The sequence below is a fragment of the Streptomyces sp. NPDC056527 genome, from assembly GCF_042794475.1.
Taxonomy (GTDB): Bacteria; Actinomycetota; Actinomycetes; order Streptomycetales; family Streptomycetaceae; genus Streptomyces.
Genome location: NZ_JBHTTQ010000053.1, coordinates 26,412 through 47,678, shown reverse-complemented (window position 1 = coordinate 47,678; position 21,267 = coordinate 26,412). Strand labels below are relative to the sequence as shown.

16 protein-coding genes are annotated in these 21,267 nt (G+C 69.6%); 10 read left to right on the top strand and 6 right to left on the bottom strand.

Annotated elements, in window-relative coordinates; all coding sequences use genetic code 11:
• Positions 1-320 precede the first annotated feature (320 nt).
• A complete protein-coding gene (locus ACFQ7Q_RS23690) occupies positions 321-1,292 on the top strand; it encodes a YhjD/YihY/BrkB family envelope integrity protein (RefSeq protein WP_383558521.1) in 972 nt (323 codons plus the stop codon).
• 180 nt (positions 1,293-1,472) lie between these two features.
• Here ACFQ7Q_RS23690 and ACFQ7Q_RS23685 read toward each other — a convergent pair whose 3' ends face one another.
• Both ACFQ7Q_RS23685 and fabV read right to left on the bottom strand, forming a co-directional pair.
• Entirely contained in the window at positions 1,473-2,234 is a 762-nt protein-coding gene (locus ACFQ7Q_RS23685) for a hypothetical protein (protein ID WP_383558520.1), read from the bottom strand.
• Between the two features lie 868 nt (positions 2,235-3,102).
• A complete protein-coding gene (gene fabV / locus ACFQ7Q_RS23680) occupies positions 3,103-4,314 on the bottom strand; it encodes an enoyl-[acyl-carrier-protein] reductase FabV (RefSeq protein WP_383558518.1) in 1,212 nt (403 codons plus the stop codon).
• A gap of 460 nt (positions 4,315-4,774) precedes the next feature.
• Between fabV and ACFQ7Q_RS23675 the strand changes: the two genes are divergently transcribed.
• On the top strand, positions 4,775-5,554 hold the full coding sequence (locus ACFQ7Q_RS23675) for a phosphotransferase (RefSeq protein ID WP_383558516.1): 780 nt from the start codon (positions 4,775-4,777) through the stop codon (positions 5,552-5,554).
• Positions 5,555-5,791: 237 nt separating this feature from the next.
• Here the strand turns inward: ACFQ7Q_RS23675 and ACFQ7Q_RS23670 are convergent, their stop codons facing one another.
• On the bottom strand, positions 5,792-7,012 hold the full coding sequence (locus ACFQ7Q_RS23670; protein WP_383558514.1) for a serine hydrolase: 1,221 nt from the start codon (positions 7,010-7,012) through the stop codon (positions 5,792-5,794).
• 1,175 nt (positions 7,013-8,187) lie between these two features.
• Between ACFQ7Q_RS23670 and ACFQ7Q_RS23665 the strand changes: the two genes are divergently transcribed.
• A complete protein-coding gene (locus tag ACFQ7Q_RS23665; RefSeq protein ID WP_383558512.1) occupies positions 8,188-8,709 on the top strand; it encodes a transglycosylase SLT domain-containing protein in 522 nt (173 codons plus the stop codon).
• Between the two features lie 128 nt (positions 8,710-8,837).
• Positions 8,838-9,422, top strand: coding sequence for a hypothetical protein (locus ACFQ7Q_RS23660; RefSeq protein ID WP_383558510.1), 585 nt, complete (start codon positions 8,838-8,840; stop codon positions 9,420-9,422).
• Between the two features lie 35 nt (positions 9,423-9,457).
• On the opposite strand, the gene ACFQ7Q_RS23655 is transcribed toward ACFQ7Q_RS23660, so the two are convergent.
• Complete coding sequence (locus tag ACFQ7Q_RS23655) at positions 9,458-10,120, bottom strand: TetR/AcrR family transcriptional regulator (protein ID WP_383558508.1); 663 nt, start codon at positions 10,118-10,120, stop codon at positions 9,458-9,460.
• 171 nt (positions 10,121-10,291) lie between these two features.
• On the opposite strand from ACFQ7Q_RS23655, the gene ACFQ7Q_RS23650 reads away from it, so the two are divergent.
• The 5 genes from ACFQ7Q_RS23650 to ACFQ7Q_RS23630 all read left to right on the top strand — a co-directional run bounded on the left by ACFQ7Q_RS23650 (position 10,292) and on the right by ACFQ7Q_RS23630 (position 15,324).
• A complete protein-coding gene (locus tag ACFQ7Q_RS23650; protein ID WP_383558506.1) occupies positions 10,292-11,407 on the top strand; it encodes a serine hydrolase domain-containing protein in 1,116 nt (371 codons plus the stop codon).
• A gap of 277 nt (positions 11,408-11,684) precedes the next feature.
• On the top strand, positions 11,685-12,959 hold the full coding sequence (locus ACFQ7Q_RS23645) for a geranylgeranyl reductase family protein (RefSeq protein ID WP_383558504.1): 1,275 nt from the start codon (positions 11,685-11,687) through the stop codon (positions 12,957-12,959).
• 105 nt (positions 12,960-13,064) lie between these two features.
• The gene (locus tag ACFQ7Q_RS23640; protein WP_383558502.1) at positions 13,065-13,289 is read left to right on the top strand and encodes a hypothetical protein; all 225 of its coding nucleotides are present in this window, start codon (positions 13,065-13,067) and stop codon (positions 13,287-13,289) included.
• Between the two features lie 202 nt (positions 13,290-13,491).
• Positions 13,492-14,457 carry a TerC family protein gene (locus ACFQ7Q_RS23635; RefSeq protein ID WP_383558500.1) on the top strand — a complete coding sequence of 322 codons (966 nt, stop codon included), beginning with the start codon at positions 13,492-13,494 and terminating at the stop codon, positions 14,455-14,457.
• A 378-nt stretch (positions 14,458-14,835) separates the two neighbouring features.
• The gene (locus ACFQ7Q_RS23630) at positions 14,836-15,324 is read left to right on the top strand and encodes a MarR family winged helix-turn-helix transcriptional regulator (RefSeq protein ID WP_383558498.1); all 489 of its coding nucleotides are present in this window, start codon (positions 14,836-14,838) and stop codon (positions 15,322-15,324) included.
• 118 nt (positions 15,325-15,442) lie between these two features.
• Here the strand turns inward: ACFQ7Q_RS23630 and ACFQ7Q_RS23625 are convergent, their stop codons facing one another.
• Positions 15,443-17,452: an ATP-binding protein gene (locus ACFQ7Q_RS23625; RefSeq protein ID WP_383558496.1), complete on the bottom strand. Its 2,010-nt coding sequence runs from the start codon at positions 17,450-17,452 to the stop codon at positions 15,443-15,445.
• Between the two features lie 530 nt (positions 17,453-17,982).
• On the opposite strand from ACFQ7Q_RS23625, the gene ACFQ7Q_RS23620 reads away from it, so the two are divergent.
• Positions 17,983-20,055, top strand: a complete 2,073-nt coding sequence (locus ACFQ7Q_RS23620; RefSeq protein WP_383558523.1) for an MMPL family transporter — start codon at positions 17,983-17,985, stop codon at positions 20,053-20,055.
• 104 nt (positions 20,056-20,159) lie between these two features.
• Here ACFQ7Q_RS23620 and ACFQ7Q_RS23615 read toward each other — a convergent pair whose 3' ends face one another.
• Positions 20,160-21,044 carry an oxygenase MpaB family protein gene (locus tag ACFQ7Q_RS23615; RefSeq protein WP_383558494.1) on the bottom strand — a complete coding sequence of 295 codons (885 nt, stop codon included), beginning with the start codon at positions 21,042-21,044 and terminating at the stop codon, positions 20,160-20,162.
• Between the last annotated feature and the right edge of the window lie 223 nt (positions 21,045-21,267).

The following is a 21,267-nucleotide window of genomic DNA, read 5'->3' as shown; positions in this document are numbered from 1 at the left end:
GGAGCGGCGGAGGAACCGGACCGGATCGCCGACGCGGCCGTCTCCATGGCCCTCCGAGGCGTCAGCGGCTGATCCTCGATCCTCCTCGGGGCCCCGGCCCCCCCGGCCCCCCCCCCCCCCCCCCCCCCCCCCCCGGGGGGGGGGGGGGGGGGCCCCCCCCCCCCCCCCCCGCGCCCGGCGTCGGCAGGGCTCTGACGCCGGGGCCGTCGCTGTCGCTACGTTCCGGTGGAGGGCGCCAGGGGCCGGACCCCAGAACGCGGCCGGCGTGCTGCTTGTCGTGTCGTCCTTCATCGGTCAGGCGGCCGACCGTTAGGCTCGCGTTGCCACAAGGGCCGAACTTCGCGGAGGGCAGGGCGACGGGGAACAATCGAGAGCGCCTCGTCAGAACACTGACGTTCTGGCTGCGGCCGGCCTTCGCATTGCGGGTCATCAACCGGTTTCAGAAGATCGTGGGTTTCGACCGCTCGATGGCCCTGGCGTCCAGCGCCCTGACAGCATTGGTCCCGCTCGCGATCCTCCTCGGCGCCGTCCTGAGCAACGTCGTTCACTACGACGCCGCAGAGCAGATCATCAAGCGCTACAACCTCAGCGGAGCAGGAGCCACGGCGGTCAATTCGTTGTTCTCACCCGCGGAAGCGACCAGCGCGAGCGTGGGCATCTTCGGGTTCGTGTTTCTGACGATCTCGGTGTTGAGCTTCGCGCGAGCCTCCCAGCGGCTCTTCGAGCAGGTGTGGGAACTCAAACCCCTCAGTGTGCGCAACACACGCAACGGCTTGTGGTGGATCCTCACGCTCGGTGGCTACCTGGGGGTGACCGCATTGCTCTCCACACTCTTCGATGGGGGCGCGCTCGGTCTGGTCGCCGTGATGTGCGGCGTGCTGGTGACCGCCACCTTCCTCGTCTGGAGCGGCTGGATCCTGTCGGCGAAACGGATCAGCTGGCCGGACCTTCTTCCCTTCGGCGTCACCGGCGCCGTTCTGACGGCGGCCTACTCGGTGGGCGCCAGCATCTACATGCCGCACCTGTTCAACTCCTCCGTGGCACGCTACGGGGTGGTCGGTGCAGTCTTCGCGATGATCTCCGCCCTCTTCGCGGCCATGTTGGTCCTGGTCGCTTCGGCGGCGCTCGGACGAGAAGTACAGGACGAGCTCAGCCGCATCCGTCAGGGCCAGCGCCCTTCCGACCACGAGGTCCGCCGACAGTGGGACAGCGTGGTCGAGCAGACTCGGTCGCGATGGCGCACGGTACGCGGACAGGTCTCCCACCACCGGGTCAAGAGCCCGAACCATTGACAGGCTGCCGGCCGGAGCCGTCGCCCTGATCGCGTGGCGACGGCCGACCCGCAACGCTCCGCCGCCCTTCGCCGCGTCGGCGAGCCCGAAGGCACGAGAGACGGGTCGCTGCGCCGACGCGGCGACCCGTTCGGCTGTGCGCCGCACGTCACCGACTGCCGGACATGGCGGAGTGCGTGATCAGGCTGCGGTGGTGAGCAGGTCGCTCAGGGGCTGGGCCGAGTCCGTTCCCGAGTGGCCGAGGGGCGCGTCGAAGCTCCAGACGAGGAAGAGAAGGAAGACCACGAGGGCGCTGAAGGTGGTCGCCAGCAGCAGTTCGCGCGCGGAGCGGCGGATCTGCAGGGTGTAGAGCAGGCCGAGGGTGACCATGGCACCGGCGACGAGGCCGAACCAGAGCGCGGCGGGCAGCGTGGTGCCGGAAGTGTCCAGGCGCTGGTGACGGGCGTCGTCCGCGGCCGCTACCTGGTCCAGGAGCGGTTGGTAGGCCTGGGCCTGGAGTTCGTCCGCCGGGGTGCGGTGGGCGATGTCGCTCCGGATCCGGCCCAGCAGCTCGGCGCCGGTGCCGTCGACGGGCGTGCCGTCCTTCAGGGCGGGCCATTCGGCGGTGACGGCATGACGGGCGTAGGCGTCGATGTGCTCCTTGATCTGCGTCCGGAAGGCGGCCGGGTAGACGTCCAGTCGTTGGTCGATCTCGTACAGGGCCTGAGCCTCTCGCTGGACGGTGTCCTCGGCCGCACTACGGGCTTCCCACACGCCGGCGATCGCCAGGCCGAGCACGATGGCGTAGACGACCCCGACCATCATGACCATGTACTCCAGCACGTCCGGCGTCTCGGAGGTGTCCTCGTCGACTGCCACGCGGCGGTGCCGCAAGACGGTCGCCGTGACGACGAGAACGCAGACCAGGACCGAGGCCAGGGTGTAGACGAGCCATTCCGGCATTGCACAACTCCAGGACGAGCGAAGCGATGTGAACGAAGTACGGGGCGGGCACGACGGGCCGGTGGCGGACCAGCCGCCCCAGTGGGGAGACGGTGGTCAGCCACGGGCGCGGCGACGGGACCCCGGCCGCAGGGCGGCCGCGGCCAGAACAGCGGGCAGGGTGACCACGACCGTGGACATGGTCATCGAGATGCCGGCCGGAGCTGGGCGCGACGGACCGCCGGTGTAGTGCGAGCGCGGCACCCACCGGAAGGCTTGAGGCGCCTGTCTCGGCTGGGACGACGTCGGGGCGGCCGGGGTGGTACTCGGCACCTGGTCCGCCGGTGGTGTCAGGTCCGGGCCGCGAGCGGGGGGCGCCGGTGCGGCTGGTGCCGGGGCGGCTTCCGGCGCCGAAAGTGTGGGTCCGGGCGGCTCCGGCGATGTCGGCTCGGGGGCCGACGGAGACGGAGCCGGCGGAGCCGGTGGAGTCGGCCGCGACGTGGGCGGTGGAGACGTCGGCGGGGACGTCGGTGTGCAGGTGGGTCGCTGGGATTCGGCTGCCTCGTCGCCGTAGCCCATGTCGATCACTACGTCCGGCGCGCACACCACCAGGCGATCGCCGGTGGGGGTGTGCTCCATGACGACGGCTACGTCGCCGTACTGCGGCAACGGGCACAGGACAGCCGCCGCCCCTAGACCGATACCGATCCAGCCACCCACTCGTCATTCCTCCCCGTAGCCAAGGGGCGGGGGTGCCGCCCTCAGACGCTGCCACTGCGGGTAACGATCATGGAGGGGACCGGTCACGGACACGGGATGCGCCGCCTGCCATCGGGGTGAACGACGCCGGTTTCCCGGCCCCCTCCCTGGGCGCGTGGCGCGACGCGGGTCAGGTGGTGAGAGTGGGCCAGGGGATGTCGGTTTCGACGGGGGCGGTGTAGTCGACGCCGGGGACGGAGAAGCCGTAGAGGCGGCGGACTTCGTCGCTGAACCAGTCGAGGTCGGCGAGCTCGCTGATGGTGTCGCCGGTCGCGGTGTTCCAGCGCTCGGCGACGGCGTTCTGCACGGCGGGGTCGAGTTCCCAGGCGTCGAGGCGGACCCGGCCCTCCTCGTCGAGGTCGAGGGGGCGGGCGCCGGTCAGCTGGTCCCACAGCTGCACCAGTTGGCCGATCGGGGCCACCATGGCGTCGTCGCCGAGGACGCCGCGAAGCAGCCCGACGTACAGGGCGATACCGGGGATGGCGGTGGAGGACTGGGTGACGGCAGCGGCGTTGACCGAGGTCACGGCTCGGCCGCCCAGGGTCTTGCCGAGGCGCTCGTCCAACGTGCGTGCGGTGGCTTCCAGATGGGACTTCGCCGCGCCGATGGTGCCCTGACGGTAGATCGCCGCGGTGAGCGGCGAGCCGATGTAGGACAGGGCGGCGGTGACGAAGCCGTCGGCGAGCAGGGAGCGGTCGGCCAGGAAGGTGATCCACCGTTCCCAGTCGGTGCCGCCCATCACCGCCACGGTCTGCTCGATGTCGTCGCCCTCGGCCGGCGCGGTGGTGACCTCCTTCACCTCCGGGGCACCGTCCGCGTCGAAGACGAGGGTCTTGGTGGTGTGGGGCGAGCCGACCGGCTTGAGGACCGAGGCATACACGTCTCCGGTGTCCGGGTCGGTGCGGCGTGGTGCGGCCACCGAGTAGATCAGGAAGTCGAGTCGTCCCCCGAACCGCTCGGCGAGAAGGTCGGCCACCTGCTCCTTCATCGCGTCACTGAACGCATCGCCGTTGAGGAAGACCATGTCCCGCCCGTGCTGTCGGGCGAGCCGGGCGGTGGCGGCGGTGCGGTACCAGCCGGCTGTGCCGGTGCGCCGCGCGGGCGCCTTCTCGAAGCACACGCCGATGCCGCGGATACCGACACGGGCCAGGCCCGCGATCGTAGCGGCCAGGCCGTATCCGGCGGACGAGCCGATGACCAGGGCCACCGGCCCTTCGCGCCCGGCGGTGTCCGGGGCGGGGACGGCCTGCCACATCTCGTCCACCAGCTGTCGGCAGCCGCCAGGATGGGAGTCGAGGAACAGGAAGCCCCGGCTCTTGGGCGCAATGACGCGTTCGCTCACAGTGTGGTGTCCCAGGTGTCGTCACGGACAAGGACGCGGCGGCCGCCTCGGCCACCCCGTTCTGCAAGTCTGCGGTCGTTTCGACGAGCATGGTGATCTTGACCTGCCACAACGATGCCGAGCCGGGCTTGGAGGGTTCCCACTAGGCGGTTTCGCTGCGATCAGGGGGCGTTGGTCCAGGTGGGTCGTCGACTGACGTGCAACGGCCATGGTTCGGCATGCCGGTTGTCAGAGGCCGCTGGCAGCATCACCGTATGACGTCATCCGTACCACCCCGCCGCGGCCGGTCGACGTCACCACAACCTTTCCTCAACTGGCCCCGCTGGCACGCCCGGCGATCCGCTTACATCCCCGCCGGTTCGGAAGACGTACCCCTGCTGCGACCGCAGGGACAGGACGACCCCAGGCATCGGAATCGGCACCGCAATCGTTGCGCGTGTGGCAGGGCTACGCTGACCCGATGATCGAGGACGGCGCCACTGACAAGGGAAGCGTGACCACGGTGCGGCGGATCGGCGACACGATCCGCCGACCGGCCGGCGAGTGGACGCCTGCGGTGCATGCCCTGCTGACGCACCTGGAAACGGTGGGATTCACTCGGGCTCCGCGAGTCCTTGGCGCCGACGGGACCGATGAGGTCCTGTCGCTGCTGCACGGCGAACCCGCGTTCACGCCTTGGCCGTCGGTTCTGCGGTCAACCGCCGGAATCGGCGAACTGGGGCGCTGGCTGCGCGAATACCACGACGCTGTCCGGGACTTCCAGCCACCGGCCGACGCGCGATGGCTGGGCCAGGAGGACGAGTCGAGGCCCGGCATGGTCATTCGGCACGGCGACCTCGGCCCGTGGAACTCCGTCTGGAGCGGCGACCGACTGGCCGGCTTCATCGACTGGGACTTCGCAGCGCCCGGTCATGCCCTCGACGACCTCGCACAGCTCGCCTGGTACGCCGTGCCGCTGCGTTCCGTCGAGCAGCAGCGAAGGGCTTCGATCACCGGTGAGCACACCCTGCGGAGCCGCCTCGAGGCCCTGTGCGCCGCCTACGGGGCACAGCCGTCAGCAGTTCTCGATGCGCTGGATGCCGTCCAGTCCCGCGAGGCCGAGCGCATCGAACGACTCGGTCGGCTAGGCCACGAGCCGTGGGCGACCTTCCTGGCCCGTGGCGATGTGCCCGAGATGCTGGCCGAGCGCTCCTGGCTCCGATCCCATCGCTCGGTTCTCCTGGGTGATCAGGGCAGCTGAGCACGGGCCCGTCCCGGGCGACCCCACTGGACCGGTCTCGTACGGGCACTGGCGCCGACACCGGGGTCGCCGGCACCGCGCCGCCGGGTGGAGCCTGGGGCGGCCGGGCTGCCAGCCACTTCGCCGACCGTATGGGCACGGGGCCGCGCCAGCGGCGGGCCCTCTCCACGGGGGAGCAGCGGTGCTCGGCACCGCTGCTCCACGCAGGTGGCGTCGCGAGGCTGGCCGCGGTGTTCGTCAGCCCAGGCGGGTGAGCCTGTCGGTGAAAGAGGGCTCCTTCAGGTCCGTCTGCACTGTCACCGGGACCGACGCGGCCCCAGGCCCGCTGCCCACGGTCAGCGTGGCGACCTCGGTGCCGGACGCGGCCGAGCGGGGGAGCGTCTTTCCGTTGCCAGTCAGGACGGCGTCCAGCTGCTGGCCGGGTACGCCGACGACTTGGAGGTCTTTCGCAGCCACCACAGGTGTGCGCCGCCCCAGACCGTTGTCCACGTGACCGACGACCTGACCCTTCGCGACGACGGTCACGGACGTGAGACCCGCCCGGACGGCCGCGACGACCTTCTCGCTGTTGGACTTCACCAGGTCCAGGCTCTTGATGGCGTCGGGGTCGGGCCCGTCGACCCGCTGGCCCATCATCGAGCCGAGGATCAGCGGTGTCCGCGAGCCGACCGTCTTGTACGCGGCCCACACCAGCGTGCCGCCCGCCGGTGTACTGGAACCCGTCTTGATGCCCCTGATGCTCAGCCCGGCGACAAGCAGGCTGGCGTTGTTGTTGGACAGAGGCTCCGGCAGCCCCTTGATCGTGGCGTTCGGCATGGCGACGATCGCCCGGAAGACGTCGAACTTCATGACCTCCTCCGCCAGCTTCAGCTGGTCGACGGCCGTGCTCACGGTCTTCGCGTCCAGCCCGCTGGGGTCGGTGTAGGTCGTGTCGTGCATCCCGAGATCCTTGGCCGCCGCGTTCATCTTCGCCACGAAGGCCTCCGTGGAGTCGCCCCCACCGTCCCACCGGGCCAGCAACCGGGCGACGTTGTTGCCCGACGGGATCATCAGCATCTTCAGCATGTCCTGCTGGCTGAAGGTGGTCCCCGCCCGCAGACCCTGGATCCTGGACTCGTGCTTGGCCGTCCCGTCCGCGACGGCCTGGGCGTCCACCGTGATCTGCGGCCCCTCCTCGCCCCTCTTCAGCGGATGGCCCTTGAGGATGACGTACGCCGTCATGATCTTCGCGACGCTGGCCGTCGGCACCGGTTCCTGCGCACCGAACACGGCGACCTGGCCGGTCTCGGGAATGCGGACCGCGCCCTGCCCGTGGTCGGGCCACGGGATCTCGAAGCGGCCCGGCAGCGCGTACGAGGTCTCGGCTCCGCCGAGGGTGGGCTCCGGCAGAGGTCGCAACGCCTGCACGACCGTGAAGACCACCGCCGGCAGCAGGACCAGCGGAGCCCAGATTCCCATCCGCCGTCCGAGGGTCCGCTTCGGAGCCGCGGACTGCGGGGGAGCGCTCGTGAGCTGCGTCGGCGGATCGAGTACGGGCAGTGGGGCCTCCTGCGTCCTTTCCGGCTCGCGACTGAAGGAGCCCGGTGACGGGGCCGGGGCAGGGGCAGGATCCTGAGCAGCCGGCACCGGCGGCGTGGGTGCCTGTGCAGGCTCGGGCTGCGGCTCAGGCTCGGGGGCGGCCTGGTGCGGATGTGGATGCGGGTGCTGGTGCGCGGTGCCGCCGGGGCCCGCGTCGGCCTCACGGTCGACCGCGGTCCCGGGCTTCGCCGCGTGCTCCAGTTCCTGTTCCGGCTCGACCTCCTCCGACGCCGGGCCGGGATCGGTAGCCTCCGCAGCAGGCGTCGGTTCCTCCAAGAAGGCGGAGCGTGCCCGCCCGCCCTTCTCGACGGCGTCCGTACCCTCCGACTGCACAACGTCCTCGCCGGCCGGGGTCTGCCCGCTCTCCGACCCGCTGGGGGACGTCCCGTCCACCGGTACTGCATTCATCGTTTCGGCCTCTTACCCGCGTCTGATCATGTCGAGCACCTAGAGCATCGAGGTGGTCGGAAAGTTGCTCATCCGGTCATCCTGTTGCCAATCGGTCACATTCGCACGGCAACCCCCCGGCGCTCCGCACGAAGATCGTGAAGTCGGCCGCTCGGCATGCGAGTGCCGTGGCGAAGGTCGGGTTGGAGGCCTGTGGAGCGGGGAGCGGTGCGCGACGGGTGTCGGGGCGCCGGCCCCAGACGGGCCCCATCGTGGCGCCGACGCCGCCCTCGTGTACGAAGCGTGAGTCGCCCCGACCGGTGAGTCATGAAGGTGCCCGGACAGGCGCCGTAGCTGTGATGCCCCGCACAGGATCCACGTCACGTCCTAAGGGAGGTAGTACGTGGGGATCCCGCGATCCCGCGTGCTTGTGGCTTGCGGCAGGTCATTCCAGACATTTGCTATGCGGTGGGGTAGTACGTCACATCCTTGCCATGGGCTCGGAGCGCCCCTAACCATGGCTGTCGTTCCGGGGAGCCCGGCACCGGCCGGACAGCAGAACACCTTCGCTCGTCCGCCGCAGCCGCCTCGCGGAGAACTCCTCCGCTCCGCCGCACCGCATTCGGTCGGCATCCCCACGTCGTCTCCAGATTGAGAGTCACTCGCGTATGACCGCCCGCACGCAGAACACCACCAGCCGCATCGCCCGATTCCGCAAGCTGTCCGTCGCAGGCATGGCCACCGCGGGTGTCGCAGCCGCGGCGCTCACGCTGGCCCCGTCGCCCGCTCAGGCGGCCCCGGTATCGGCGAATGTCTCGGCGCTCCAGGTGGCGGCGGACGCTCCGGCGAAGAAGGCGAAGAAGCAGTACGCCGACAACCTCGACGGCTGGATCAAGGAAGCCCTGGACATCATGAAGGCCGAGGACATCCCCGGCACCTACGAGGGCCTGCACCGCAACATCATGCGTGAGTCCTCCGGCAACCCGAACGCCCAGAACAACTGGGACGTGAACGCGCAGAACGGCACGCCGTCGAAGGGCCTGCTCCAGGTCATCCAGCCGACCTTCGACGCCTACCACGTCGCCGGCACCCCGCATGACCTGACCGACCCGGTCGCCAACATCACGGCGGCGGCCAACTACGCGGCCGACAAGTACGGCTCCATCGACAACGTCGACTCCGCGTACTGATCAACCCTTTCCAGACTGAACCGCACCCGGCGGGTGGCCCTGAGAACTCGAACAGGTGTCGCCCGGTGCGGGGTTGAGCGTCATACTCGGCGTCACGCAGGGAGTAGCGACGGCGGAGGGGCTACGGCATGGGCGGCGACGCGGCGGAACCCGTTGACGAGCTGTTCAGCCTTCCCACGGTGATCCTTGCCGAGCCGCGGCGGTCCCTCCTGCGGACCTACTGCGGTCCCAAGATGCACCTCGCCGCCGAGGACGGCACAGTCCTGGCGCACCTCCATGACTGTGGGACATTCGCGTACGCCCTCCGGGACCTCGGGAACCGACACCTGCTGGGAGTCGACCTGGTCTCCCGAAGGGCACTTGCCCGGCCCCGTTTCCGATTGACCGACGCCGGGGGCCGGCCGATCGGCGAGGTCCACGCGCCTGGCCGTGTCAACCACACCCGACTGCTCGACATACGTAGCGGAGATGACGCGCTGCGCCTCACCCGTACCGCCCTCATGGGGAAGACCTGGCTGGTGCGGGACCAGAGCGACCGCGAGGTCGGCCGGGTGACGGTCTCGACCGTCCGCTCTCTCGACGGCCTGCAACAGTACAGAGTCGAACCGGACCGGTGGGCCGGGAGCGATCAGCGTCGTCTGATCGTGGCCGCGACCGTGTGTCTGCAGGTGATACGGCGCTGGCTGACCGCCCCCCAGGGAAGTCCCGCCTGAGTGACACCGTCCGCCGACACTCCCCGGCCGGTCGGTCAGCTCGGGGGGATCTCGGCCTCGATCTGGGCGAGGTGGGCGGCGAGGATCTCTTCGAACGCGGCGTGGCGATCCGCGCCGAGAGGGCGGACATCGCGAGCGAAGTGCGCCAGGGCGGGGAAGCGTTCGGGGTCCGCGCCGAGTACCGCGACCCGGAACAGCTCCATGCCCTGTTCGTACTCTTCGGTGGTGATGGTGCTGACTCCGGCCTCGGAGGCGATCAGCGCCGCGATGAGGACCGCGAGGCGGTGGTAGCGCACCGGGATCTCCTCGTCGGGCAGTCCCGACGCGCGCAGGGCCTGCAGCACCTCTTCCATGACCAGCCGGGAGCCGGCGCCGCCTGACGCGTACCGTCCCCACACCGCGGCGAGCTGGGGCTGCCGTCCGAACGCCTCTCTGACGCGCAGGGCCAGGGACGTGATGCGCTGCTTCCAGTCGCCTTCGGGGCGGTAGCCGTCCATCGAGGCCAGGAGGATCCGGTCGGCGACCGCGCGCAGCAGTTCGGTCTTGCTGCGGAAGTGCCGGTACAGACTGGAGGAATCGGTCCCGAGGGTCGCGGCCAGCTTGCGCACGCTGAACGAATCCGCGTCCTCGCTCGTGCGCAGCAGCTCCGCCGCCGCATCCAGGATCTCTTCGGTCGACCAACGCCTTCGGCCTGCCATCTTGCTCCTCTCGCCGGGTCTCATCCTAGCGATGCACTTGGTGATGCACGCACCGCGTGCATAATGAGGACATGAGTACGCCGGGCGGGCCGGCATGCCACTCGTGCCCTGTTGTCCGGGTCGGGCAACCGCTGAGGAGCTCACCCCGGAGAACGCGAAAGGACGCATGACGTGAAGAACCCACTGGATTCCGCTGCGCTGAACGCAGCCATCGAGGACGTCCACCGCGCCGGCTTACCGGGCCTGTTCGCCGAGGTGCGTGACGGCGAACAGGTCTGGCGCGGTGCCGCCGGGGTGGCCGACGTCGCCACCGGCCGCCCCGTCACCGTCGACATGCGGCACCGGGTCGGCAGCATCACCAAGACCTTCACCGCCGCCGCGGTCCTGCAGCAGGTCGAGGCCGGTCGGGGTCTCGACACACCGATCGGCCGGTACCTTCCGGGGCTGGTTCCCGGGGAACGCGGTGACGCGATCACGGTCCGGATGCTGATCAACCACACCAGCGGCCTCGCCGAGTACTTCCCGTACGCCTACCCCTCCTTCAAGGCCTTCCCCGCCCTCGCGGACACGGGACCCCAGAGTCTGGAGGACCACCGATTCACGCGGTTCGACCCCGCTGAGCTGATCGAGATGGGGCTCACCGCACCTGCCGCCGGCGCCCCGGGCGGTACGCCGGGGGCGTACTCCAACACCAACTACCTGATCCTCGTCCGACTCCTGGAACAGGTCACCGGCACTACGGCCGAGCGGTACATCACCCGGAACGTCATCGAGCGCGCCGGGCTCCGGGACACCGCCTTCCCCGCCGGACCGAACGTCGACGGGCCGCACTCGAAGCTCTACGAGGCGTGGTTCGGCATGATCGACCCACCGCGTGACTACAGCGTCTACGACATGTCATGGGTGGGGCCGGCGGCGTCGCTGATATCAACCGTCGCGGACCTCAACCGCTTCTACGGCGTGCTGCTGGCCGGCGAGATCGTCAGTCCGTCGTCGCTGGCGCAGATGCAACGCACTGTCCCGGTCGTCACCCAGGAAGGGAAGAGGGGAGACTACGGCCTCGGCCTGTACCCGATGGAGGGTCCCGGTCAAGGAACCTTCTGGGGCCACGGCGGCACGGTCTGGGGTGCTGGAGCGCTGGCCATGACCCGTGCCGACGGCAAGCGACAGATGGCGGTCGCGGTGAACATGCAGAGGTGGAACAAGCTCGACTCCTCCGGCAAGCCGCAGCCCCATCCCATCGACGACGCGCTCGCGGCTCTGTACCGGGTGGCGATGTACGGCTGACCGGCCACCTTCGGACAAGTCCGGAAGGTGCCGCCCGGGGACATGTCCCCGGGCGGCGCGGGGGCCGATGCCACGGGCGGCTCGGTTCCTCAGGAGCCCTTGCCGTCAAGGATCCGGCGGACGACTCGTCCAGGCAGTCCACCGTCGCCGTAGCACTACCTCGACGTGACGGTGCGACGAAGGCTTCGCCCATAAGACGGGTGGTCGAAGTCGTCAGCCGTGGGTACACATGGGAAGCCGTTGCGCTTCATGGCCCATTGCTACAGAGGAAGGTTTCATGACCTCATCCCCACAGCGCCATTCGGCGGATGTCATTGTCGTCGGCGCGGGACCTGCCGGCTGCACCGCCGCTCACTATCTGGCGCTGGCAGGCCATGACGTCCTGCTTCTGGAGAAGGCCGACTTCCCGCGGGACAAGATCTGTGGAGACGGCCTCACCCCGCGAGCCGTGAAGGAACTTGTCGACCTGGGCCTCGACATCGGCGGAGACGGCTGGATCAGAACGCGGGGCCTGCGGATTCACGGCTCTGACACGACGGTGGAGATGCCCTGGCCCGGTGAAGGGCCCTTCCCTGACTTCGGGCTCGTGCGCAGCCGCATGGACTTCGACCACCTTCTCGCAACGAATGCCGTGGCGAGCGGCGCGCGCCTGCTCCAGGGGACAAAGGTCACCGAGCCCCTCGTCGACCCGACCACCGGCCGCGTCAGCGGCGTGATCGCTCAGCAGGAGGGCACCACTCGCACCTACCGGGCGCCGTTGGTGGTCGCTGCCGACGGTGCGTCGAGCCGCCTGGCCGTCGCACTCGGTCTCCAGCAGCGCAGGGACCGCCCCATGGGTGTGGCCGTGCGCCGCTACTACACCGCGCCGCATCATGACGCGGACATGTTGGAAGCCTGGCTCGGCCTGGAAACGCGTGACTCCCGTAACCGAACGTACATGCCATTCGGTTACGGGTGGGTCTTCCCTGTCGGCGGCGGAGCCTTCAACGTGGGCCTGGGCACGTTTCACATCGGACCCAAACCCAAGGTCGACCACCGACAGCTCTTCAGAGAATGGACAGCGCGCCTTGCCCCCGCCGGGCACTTCGACGAAGCCCACGCTCTCAGCCCCCTGCGCGGAGCCCCTCTTCCCGCCGGGCTCAACAGGAGTCCGCTCTACACCCGCGGTCTGCTTCTGACCGGCGATGCCGGCGGAATGATCAATCCCCTCAGCGGCGAGGGCATCGACTACGCGATGGAGTCCGGACGCCTGGCAGCCGAAGCAGTCACCCGGGCGCTCGCGCAGCCCACCGCGCACGGACGCGAGGAAGCCCTGCTCGCGTACCCCGAGATCATCCGCGATGCCTACGGCCGGTACTTCACCGTCGGACGTCTCGTTGTCCATGCCCTCGGTCACCCGGCCGTCATGAAGCTCGTCGCCACGAAGGCCCTTCGCCGCCCCACGCTGCGACGCTTCATGTTCAAACTCTGGGTCAACCTCGCGGACCCGTACAGCAAGGACGCCCTCGATCGCGTCATCACCGCCCTCCAGCGCGCTGTCCCCGCAGCGTGAGCGGCGCACTCCACGAGCGGGAGACGGGTGGAGGCTCGGGCTAACGAATCGGTGACGTTCCTGGCAGGCACAGACCCGGAATCAAGCCATCGTCGTTGTCCGTATGTGACCACACCGCAGAGCGAATCCGTCGCCTCGTTCGCCAGGCTGACGGGAGCCTACTGGCTCGAACAGCCTGACCATCGGGATGCCGAATGTGCGAGCTGCAGCCGCTTGTCGCGCTCCGACACCCGGCAGCCATCGCAGGCCGCGGCCGTGCCGCGGCTGACGATGCTGATCATGGCGGCCGGCACCATCGGCGCTTCGTTGGTCAGCGCCGTGCGGGGCTGATGCGAGATCGATCGCGCGATCTCGTCCTGACCGCCACGATCTCCGTGCACGGCCGTCACCGCACTGCCGAGCGCGATGGCCGCCAGCGGGCCCGCGCGGTGGCAGGATCCGGGTCCGTCCCGCCGGAGGACAACTCGTTCCGGGTCCCGCAGACTCGGATCTAAGGGGAGTCGCCCTTCCTGCCGTCCTGCGGGGGCCCGCCGTGCACGATGTGCCCTACTGGCTGTGGATCGCCTTCGCCGCCGCTGTCCTGGTGTCGCTGGCGGTCGACCTTCTTGCCCACCGTGAGGCACACGTCATCGGCTTCCGCGAAGCCGCCGTGTGGAGCGGAATGTGGATCAGTCTGGCCCTGGTCTTCGGTGGTGTCGTCTTCGTCGTCGTCGGCACGCAGGCCGGGGTCGAGTACACCACGGCGTGGCTGCTGGAGAAGAGCCTGTCGGTCGACAACCTCTTCGTCTTCGCCTTGATCTTCGGCTACTTCAAGGTCCCGCGGGCGTACCAGCACCGTGTGCTGTTCCTCGGGGTGCTCGGAGCCCTGGTGTTCCGTGGACTGTTCCTCGCCGCCGGCGTCGCCGTTGTCAGCCGGTTCACGGCCGTCCTGTACGTCTTCGCCGCCATCCTCTTCTACAGCACGTACAAGATCCTCAATGAGGAGGACAACAGTTTCGACCCGGGGCGGAGCATCGCCGTCCGGCTGCTCCGGAAGGTCATGCCCGTCCGGGACGACTACGTCGGGACCAAGTTCTTCGTCAAGGAGGCGGGGAAGCGGGTCGCGACCCCACTGCTCGCCGTGGTGGCCGCCATCGAGGCGGCCGACCTGGTCTTCGCCGTGGACAGCGTGCCCGCCGTGCTCGCGGTCAGCAGCGACGCCTTCATCGTCTACAGCAGCAACGCGTTCGCCATCCTCGGACTGAGGGCGCTGTACTTCATGCTGGCCGGCATGTTGGACCGCTTCCACTACCTCGGCAAGGGGCTGGCCCTGATCCTCGCGTTCATCGGCGTGAAACTGGCCCTGCAGGCCTCTCACAAGCTGATCAGCCCCGCGGTCCCGGAGATCCCCTCGCCGGTGAGTCTCGGTGTGATCGTTGTCGTCCTCGCCGTGTCCGTTGCCTTGAGCCTGCTGCGGCCGCCGCCTACAGACAGCGACGAACCCGCACCCGGTAAGTGACAATCGCCCAGGATTGCTTCAAATTAGGGCAAAGTGGACGTAAAGTCGGTGTATGTACGAACAAGAGCACCATGCGGCAACCCGCCCCGGACACCTCTGCCCGTCCTGCAAGCAACCGCTGCCGGCCACGGTCCATCGGCACAAGACGATGGGCATCTACGTCCCGCAGTACGCCGATACATCCTGCACGAACCCCTCCTGCCCGGCAGCCGGACATGCGGAAGGGCAGGAGCCGGAGGCCGAACAGGGCCCGCGCCCTGAGGGTCAGGCGCCCTCGTGAGGCGCCGGCGGACGCACCCGATCACCGGGATTGACCGACCGACGTGATGCGGGTGGGGTGATGCGCTGTCCAGGCCGACCTCCGCATAGGCTTGGCGCGTGGGTGAAGGGAATGCCGATAGGGCCGAGACCAAGAGCGCGGGGACAGGCGACCTGCAGAAGTTCGGCGTCGCTCTGCGCCGGATGCTTGGAGAGATGAACCGTCTGGTTCACGGCTTCGCCCTCACTCAGAGACTGCATCCCACCGACGTTCACGCGCTCTCGTTCGTGCTCGACAACCCGGAGGCGACCACTCCGGGTCTCCTCCGGGAACATCTCGGCCTGACGTCCGGTGCGGTGACCGCTTGTCTCGACCGGTTGGAGAAGGCAGGCCACATCCGGCGCAGCAGGGCGGACGGCGACCGGCGGGTGGTCCATATCCACTATGTCGAGGGCGCACGATCAGTGGCGCGCACCTACTTCACGCCCCTCGCGCAGGCGGCGGACCGTGCGCGCGGCCGGTTCACGGAGGACGAACTCACGGTCGTCCTGCGGTATCTCGACGCGCTGAACGACGAACTCGGCGAGCTGCGCCTTCCGCCCCGCTGAACCTGTACCCGGTGTCTCGGCTGCCGTCGACGGGCAAGGCGGGTGCGACCCGGTTCCGAAAGAACGTGGAGCCACGGGAACCGCCACGACGTCGCAGCCCGCGTCCTTCGTCCGTCGCTCATCCGGCCGTGAGGATCGCCTCCAGGGTCACGAACGGATCTGTGAGATTGGCCAGACCGTACGCGCTGTCGTACGCCGTGTCGCCGATCTGCCGTCTCGCCGCACGCTCCGCATGTTGCCGCAGGGGCTTCAGTTCGGGCGTGCCCCGCTGAGGGTGTCCGACCATCGACCAGAACAGCTGCCCCGCGCCGGACGCGGTGGCCGCCTCCCGGCCCTTCTCCAGCGCGGTCAGGGCGGCCGCCAGCAGATCGAGACCCAGGCCGAGCCCGAAGGTGTCGCCGATCAGGCGTTTGTCCCGCAGCATGGCTCTGGCGTGCAGGGCGGCGTCGGCCGACCGCTCCTCGTTCAGCGCTATCAACGCCAGCTGGTACTCGGTGTAGGAACGCGTCCAGTGTTCTCCTGCCGAGACGGCGTCGGCCCGCAACGCCTCGGCCTCGGCGCGGGCCATCCGCGAGGATCCGGCCGCCGTCAGAGCGAAGACACGTACCAACCGACACCGCGCCACGGCGGGTGCGGTGCCTCGCAGACCCGTCAGAGCCCGATCCGCGACGCCGAGCGCGTCCATCGGCTCGCCTCGTAGCAGCAGCACCAGCCCCCGCAGATAGGCGACATCCGCGAACATCGCAGGGTCCGCCGCTTCGACCGCGTCTTCGTGCGCCCTGCCGGCCAGTCGCGCCGCCGATGCGTACTCGCCCCGAAGGCACCGCACCACGCCGAGCGCCCAGCACACCTTCGCCGTGACGGCCGCGGGCTCGGCGACCAGATTCATGCACTCCTCCAGATAGTGCGCCGCCTCGTGCAGATGACCTGAGCACGCCCAGAAGAATCCGAGTGCTCCCGCCATCTCCGCTGCCCTCGGCGGGTCCGTGGCCAGCAGGTGCTCCAACGCGGCACACAGATCGCTGTGGCAGGCGGCCAGCCTCGCGTACACCTTCGACTGAGCCGGTCCCCACCAGGACTTCTCGGCAGACAGGGCCACTTCGTGGAAGCGCAGTGCGTGGCGGTCGGCCGTCGTACGGGTCTCGCCGAGCTCCGCGAGCCACAGCGCCCCGTACTCGCGGACGGTGTCGAAGATGTGCACCCGGTCGCCCGACAGAGTGACGACGCTCTTGCGGGCCAGACCTTCGAGAGCTTCGGACAGCACGGTGTCGGTCAGCGGTCCGCCACGGCACACCCGTACGACGTCGTCCACCGTGGTGCTCGCGTGGAACACCGACAACCGTGCCCACAGAAGGCGTTCATGGGGCTCGCACAGTTCGTGACTCCACCCGATGGTGGTCCGCAGCGCACGGTGGCGTGACGGCTGAACCCGGCTGTCCGGGGTGTCGGCGAGCCCGAGCCTGTCGCGTAGCACCTGGGACATGGAGTGGACCGACCTCTCCCGCAGCTGCGCGGCGGCCAGCTCCAACGCCAGCGGAACTCCCTCCAGCCAGTGGCACACCTCGGCGGCGGCGACATGGTCCTCGGGCCGGTCCCACCGCACACCCACGGCGGCGGCACGCGCGGCGAAGAGCTCCATCGCGTCGGAGTCGGGCGGGAGGGGGTCGACGCGGAACAGCGACTCGCCGACCGTCCCCAGCGGCTCCCGGCTGGTCGCAAGGATCATGAGTGCGGGGCAGCGGGCCAGCAGCTCCTGTGCCAACGTGGCACAGTCGGCGAGGAGGTGCTCGCAGGAGTCGAGGACCAGCAGCGCGCTCCGGGGGCCGATCCGTGCGGCCAGTGCCTCCACCGGATCGCCAGGCGAATGATCCGACAGGCCGCAGGCGTCGGCCACCAACGGGGTGAGCAGCGAGGTGTTGCCCAGGGACCAGAGAGGGGCCCAGTGCACGCTCGTGAACGTGTCCTGCTCGAGTCCCTTGGCGACCTGCGAGGCGAGCCGGGACTTGCCGATCCCACCCATCCCCACCAGCGTGACCAGCCGGTGCCGCCGCAACCGCGAGACCAGCGCGGTGATGTCCTGGCCTCGCCCTACGAACGGCCCGCTCTCAGGCGGCATCCAACTCTGCATTCCCGCATTCTCCGACAGCCATGGACGCATCCGACCGGATACTTCGAGACGGGCCCCTTCAGTCGCGTCCGTGCCGGCCGTGGCAGCGCGACTTCATCGCCACAGTCACCGATCCCCACGACCCGTCAGGCTCGGTTGCCACGAAGGGAGGGGAGCCGCTCGCCACGGAGCCGGACGTCTGCCCGGGTGGTACGCGGTGTCGACTCGCCCTCCATCTGATCCGTGAGCGAGACGAGTTGAGGCAGGTCACCCGCCGGGGTGATCCCCGGGCACAGCGACAGGTTGACGCGGACGGAGGGAGAGGTCGCCTGTCGATCACGCGGGCGCGCCAGTCCGCTGCGCCGTCGACGGCCGTCGCCCCGACCGGCCGATGCCTGCTGCATCCGTCCGGTGCCGGTAGGCGGAAGGCACGGTGACTGGGGCGGGCTCGGCCCTGCAGGCCACCCGACTGCCTGGGTCCGGGTCGGGGCATGGTTCAATCTGTCTTGATCATTGAGATTGTTAACAGTCGAGAGATGTTCGGAGTTCTCATGTCGACACCGCTGCGGTGGGCGAGCAGACTGCTGCCGCTGCTGATGCTCATCGTCTGGCTCGCCATCGGGGGAGGGCTCGGCCCCTATGCCGGCAAGCTCGGCGAAGTGGCGACCAATGACCAGGCCGCCTTCTTGCCCCGTAGCGCTGAGTCGACCCGGGTCCTGCAGGCCCAGGAGGCATTCCGCCAGGAGGAAACCCTTCCCGCCCTGATCGTCTGGACCGCTGAGGGCGGCGGGCGGATCGATCCGTCGGCGCAGGCGGCCGCCACGCAGGCCCTGGCCTCTCTGAAGGGTGCCGAAGGCGTGGTCGCTGCGCCCTCCCCGGCGATTCCATCGACGGACGGTGAGGCCCTGCGGGGGATCGTCCAGCTTCGGCCGGACCTCGGTGACGAGCTGCCCATGACGCTGGAGAAGGTCGACGCCGCGGTCTCCTCCGTGCCGGGCACCGAAGCGTGGCTGGCCGGTCCCGCTGCCACACAGGCGGACCTCCGTGACGCGTTCGCCGGCATCGACGGTCTGCTCCTCGTCGTCGCCCTGGTGACGGTCCTGGTGATCCTGCTGCTGGTGTACCGGAGCGTCCTGCTCCCGCTGATGATCATCATCGGTGCGGTGTTCGCCCTCGGTCTGGCCTGCGCCATCGTCTACGTGCTCGCCGACAACGACATCGTGCGGGTCGACGGCCAGGTACAGGGCATCCTGTCCATCCTCGTCATCGGGGCCGCCACCGACTACGCCCTGCTGCTCGCCGCCCGCTACCGGGAAGAGCTCGGTGCGCGGGACGGCGACCGGATCCCGGCCATGCGCGCCGCACTCCGACAGTCCTTCGGACCGATCGTCGCCAGTGCTGCCACCGTCGCGCTCGGCCTGCTCGCCCTCCTCCTCAGCGATCTCACCAACAACCGTGCCCTCGGCCCCGTCGGCGCCATCGGCATCGCCTGCGCCGTGCTGAGCGCGGTGACGTTCCTCCCCGCAGCCCTGGTCCTGCTCGGCCGGGCCGCGTACTGGCCCGCTCGGCCCAAGGCGGCGGCCGGGGACGACGCGCACCCCGTCTGGCGCAAGGTCGCGGCGCTCGTCGACCGCGCGCCGCGCAAGGTCTGGGCCGGCTCACTCGTCGCCCTGCTCGCCTGTGCGGCCTTCTCCTTCACGCTCGAATCGAAGGGCGTTCCGCTGGACGAGATCTTCGTCAAGGACGCCCCCTCCGTCGCCGCCCAGGCGCGCCTCGGCGAGCACTTCCCGGGTGGCGCAGGCAACCCCGTCGTCGTCATCGCCGACGCCGACTCCGCCGAAGAAGTGCGCACCATCGCCGAGGGCGTCGACGGAGCCGACTCCGCGACCGTCTACGCCGCCCCGGGCACCGCACAGCCGCTCGTCGCGGACGGGCGCGTCCGGATCGACGTCACCCTCGCGGACGCGGCGGACTCCGATGCCGCCAAGGACACCGTCGCCGGCTTGCGGACCGCCCTGCACGCCGTACCCGGGGCCGATGCCCTCGTCGGCGGCTACACCGCCCAGCAGTACGACACCCAGCTCACCGCCGAGCGGGACAGGGAGCTCATCGTCCCGGTCGTGCTGGCGATCATCCTGGTGATCCTCGTCGGCCTGCTGCGTTCCCTGCTGCTGCCCCTGCTCCTGGTGGCCACGGTCGCGCTCAACTTCGTGGCCACGCTGGGTGTCTCCGCCCTCGTGTTCGAGCATGTCCTCGGATTCACCGGAACCGACTCCGCCGTGCCTCTCTACGGCTTCGTCTTCCTGGTCGCCCTCGGTGTGGACTACAACATCTTCCTCATGTCGCGGGTGCGTGAGGAGACGGAGCTGCACGGTACGCGAGAGGGCGTGCGCCGGGGACTGGTCGCCACCGGCGGAGTCATCACCTCGGCCGGTGTCGTCCTCGCCGCCACGTTCGCCGCGCTGGGCGTCATCCCACTGGCGTTCCTGGTGCAGATCGCGTTCATCGTGGCCTTCGGCGTCCTGCTCGACACGCTCGTGGTGCGCTCGCTCCTGGTGCCGGCCCTCGTCCGGGACATCGGCCCGATGGTCTGGTGGCCGGGCTCGCTCCGTAACCGTCCCTGACCCTCCGGCCGATCCAGGGTGACCGCCGCCACCCACTGCACGAAACGCACCCCCTCTGTCCCCGACCATGGAGCCGCTCGCGAACGAGCCGCCGCGTCGGACCGTCACTTGCCGGACCTTGCACCGGCGTGAGCGGGCAGAGGGGGCGTCGCCCAGCGGATCGCCGAGGTGACGGCCAGACCACCTGGCCGTGCGACGGGCAGGAGCAGCCGCGTCCTCGTCGGCAGGGCAAGGTGCTCCCGCGCCCATGGCGGCAGCAGATCCACGGCCGCGGCCGCCAGGAGGGCGTACGGAATCCGCGCCGGCCGCGGCAGGGGCGGAGCGGCCAGGAGGTACTGCGCCGTCGCAGCCGACTCCTCCGTCGGTGCCAGCTCACCGCGCCGGCTGCCGAGCGAAGCGGCAAGAGCGGCGACCGTCATGGGCGGGTCGACGACGCCCAGCCGCCGGGCGACCGACGCCATGTCCTCGACGTAGCCGTCCTGCTGCCGGTCGGTCAGCAGACCACGGCCGTACCGCTGATACGCCTCCAGGAAGCAGTAGGTCTTGGTGATGTGCACCCAGGCGAGCAACGACGGATCCGAAGCACGGTAGGCCACTCCGTCGGACGTGGTCCCCGTCACCCGCGCATGCACACCACGCACCCGCTCGACCGCGCGCTCGGCGTCCTGCGCGGTTGCGAACGTCGTCTCCGCCAGGAAGGTACTGGTGCGCTGAAGGCGGCCCCAGGGATCACCGCGGAACCCGGAGTGTGCCCACACGGCCGCCATGGCGACGGGATGCAGAGACTGCAGCAGCAGAGCGGCCAGCCCCCCGACGTACATCGAGGCGTCCGCGTGCACGGTCCGCACCGGCCTGTCCGGGCTGAACCAGCGAGAACCGGGCGTCTGGTGGATCCGGGCGCGCTTCTGATGAGCGGCGGGACCCGCCACGCGCCGCAACAGCGAATCGCCGGCCTTCTCACGCAGCTTGCCGACCAACACCGACCGCACAGGAACGAACCTCCCTCCTTCGGACGTACGCGAGACCGTCCCGGCACAGGAGCCCGGCCCTGGAAGGAACAGCCGGTCATCGTGACCGGCATGTGCTCCGGAGCGGTGAAGAGCGCCGTCACTGGCACCACCGTACGCTCGGGCACCTTGAACGACACCCGTACGACCAGGCAGCCAAGGAGGGCCAGGCAGCCGAGAAAGACCAGGCAGCCAAGGAGGACCA

What these genes read in the sequence shown, in the direction of transcription:
- ACFQ7Q_RS23665 (WP_383558512.1), top strand. Translation starts at nt 8,188, where the DNA reads ATGACCGCCCGCACGCAGAACACCACCAGCCGCATCGCCCGATTCCGC.
- ACFQ7Q_RS23670 (WP_383558514.1), bottom strand. Translation starts at nt 7,012, where the DNA reads ATGGGAATCTGGGCTCCGCTGGTCCTGCTGCCGGCGGTGGTCTTCACG.
- ACFQ7Q_RS23620 (WP_383558523.1), top strand. Translation starts at nt 17,983, where the DNA reads ATGTCGACACCGCTGCGGTGGGCGAGCAGACTGCTGCCGCTGCTGATG.
- ACFQ7Q_RS23685 (WP_383558520.1), bottom strand. Translation starts at nt 2,234, where the DNA reads ATGCCGGAATGGCTCGTCTACACCCTGGCCTCGGTCCTGGTCTGCGTT.
- ACFQ7Q_RS23655 (WP_383558508.1), bottom strand. Translation starts at nt 10,120, where the DNA reads ATGGCAGGCCGAAGGCGTTGGTCGACCGAAGAGATCCTGGATGCGGCG.
- ACFQ7Q_RS23625 (WP_383558496.1), bottom strand. Translation starts at nt 17,452, where the DNA reads ATGCAGAGTTGGATGCCGCCTGAGAGCGGGCCGTTCGTAGGGCGAGGC.
- ACFQ7Q_RS23660 (WP_383558510.1), top strand. Translation starts at nt 8,838, where the DNA reads ATGGGCGGCGACGCGGCGGAACCCGTTGACGAGCTGTTCAGCCTTCCC.
- ACFQ7Q_RS23645 (WP_383558504.1), top strand. Translation starts at nt 11,685, where the DNA reads ATGACCTCATCCCCACAGCGCCATTCGGCGGATGTCATTGTCGTCGGC.
- ACFQ7Q_RS23675 (WP_383558516.1), top strand. Translation starts at nt 4,775, where the DNA reads ATGATCGAGGACGGCGCCACTGACAAGGGAAGCGTGACCACGGTGCGG.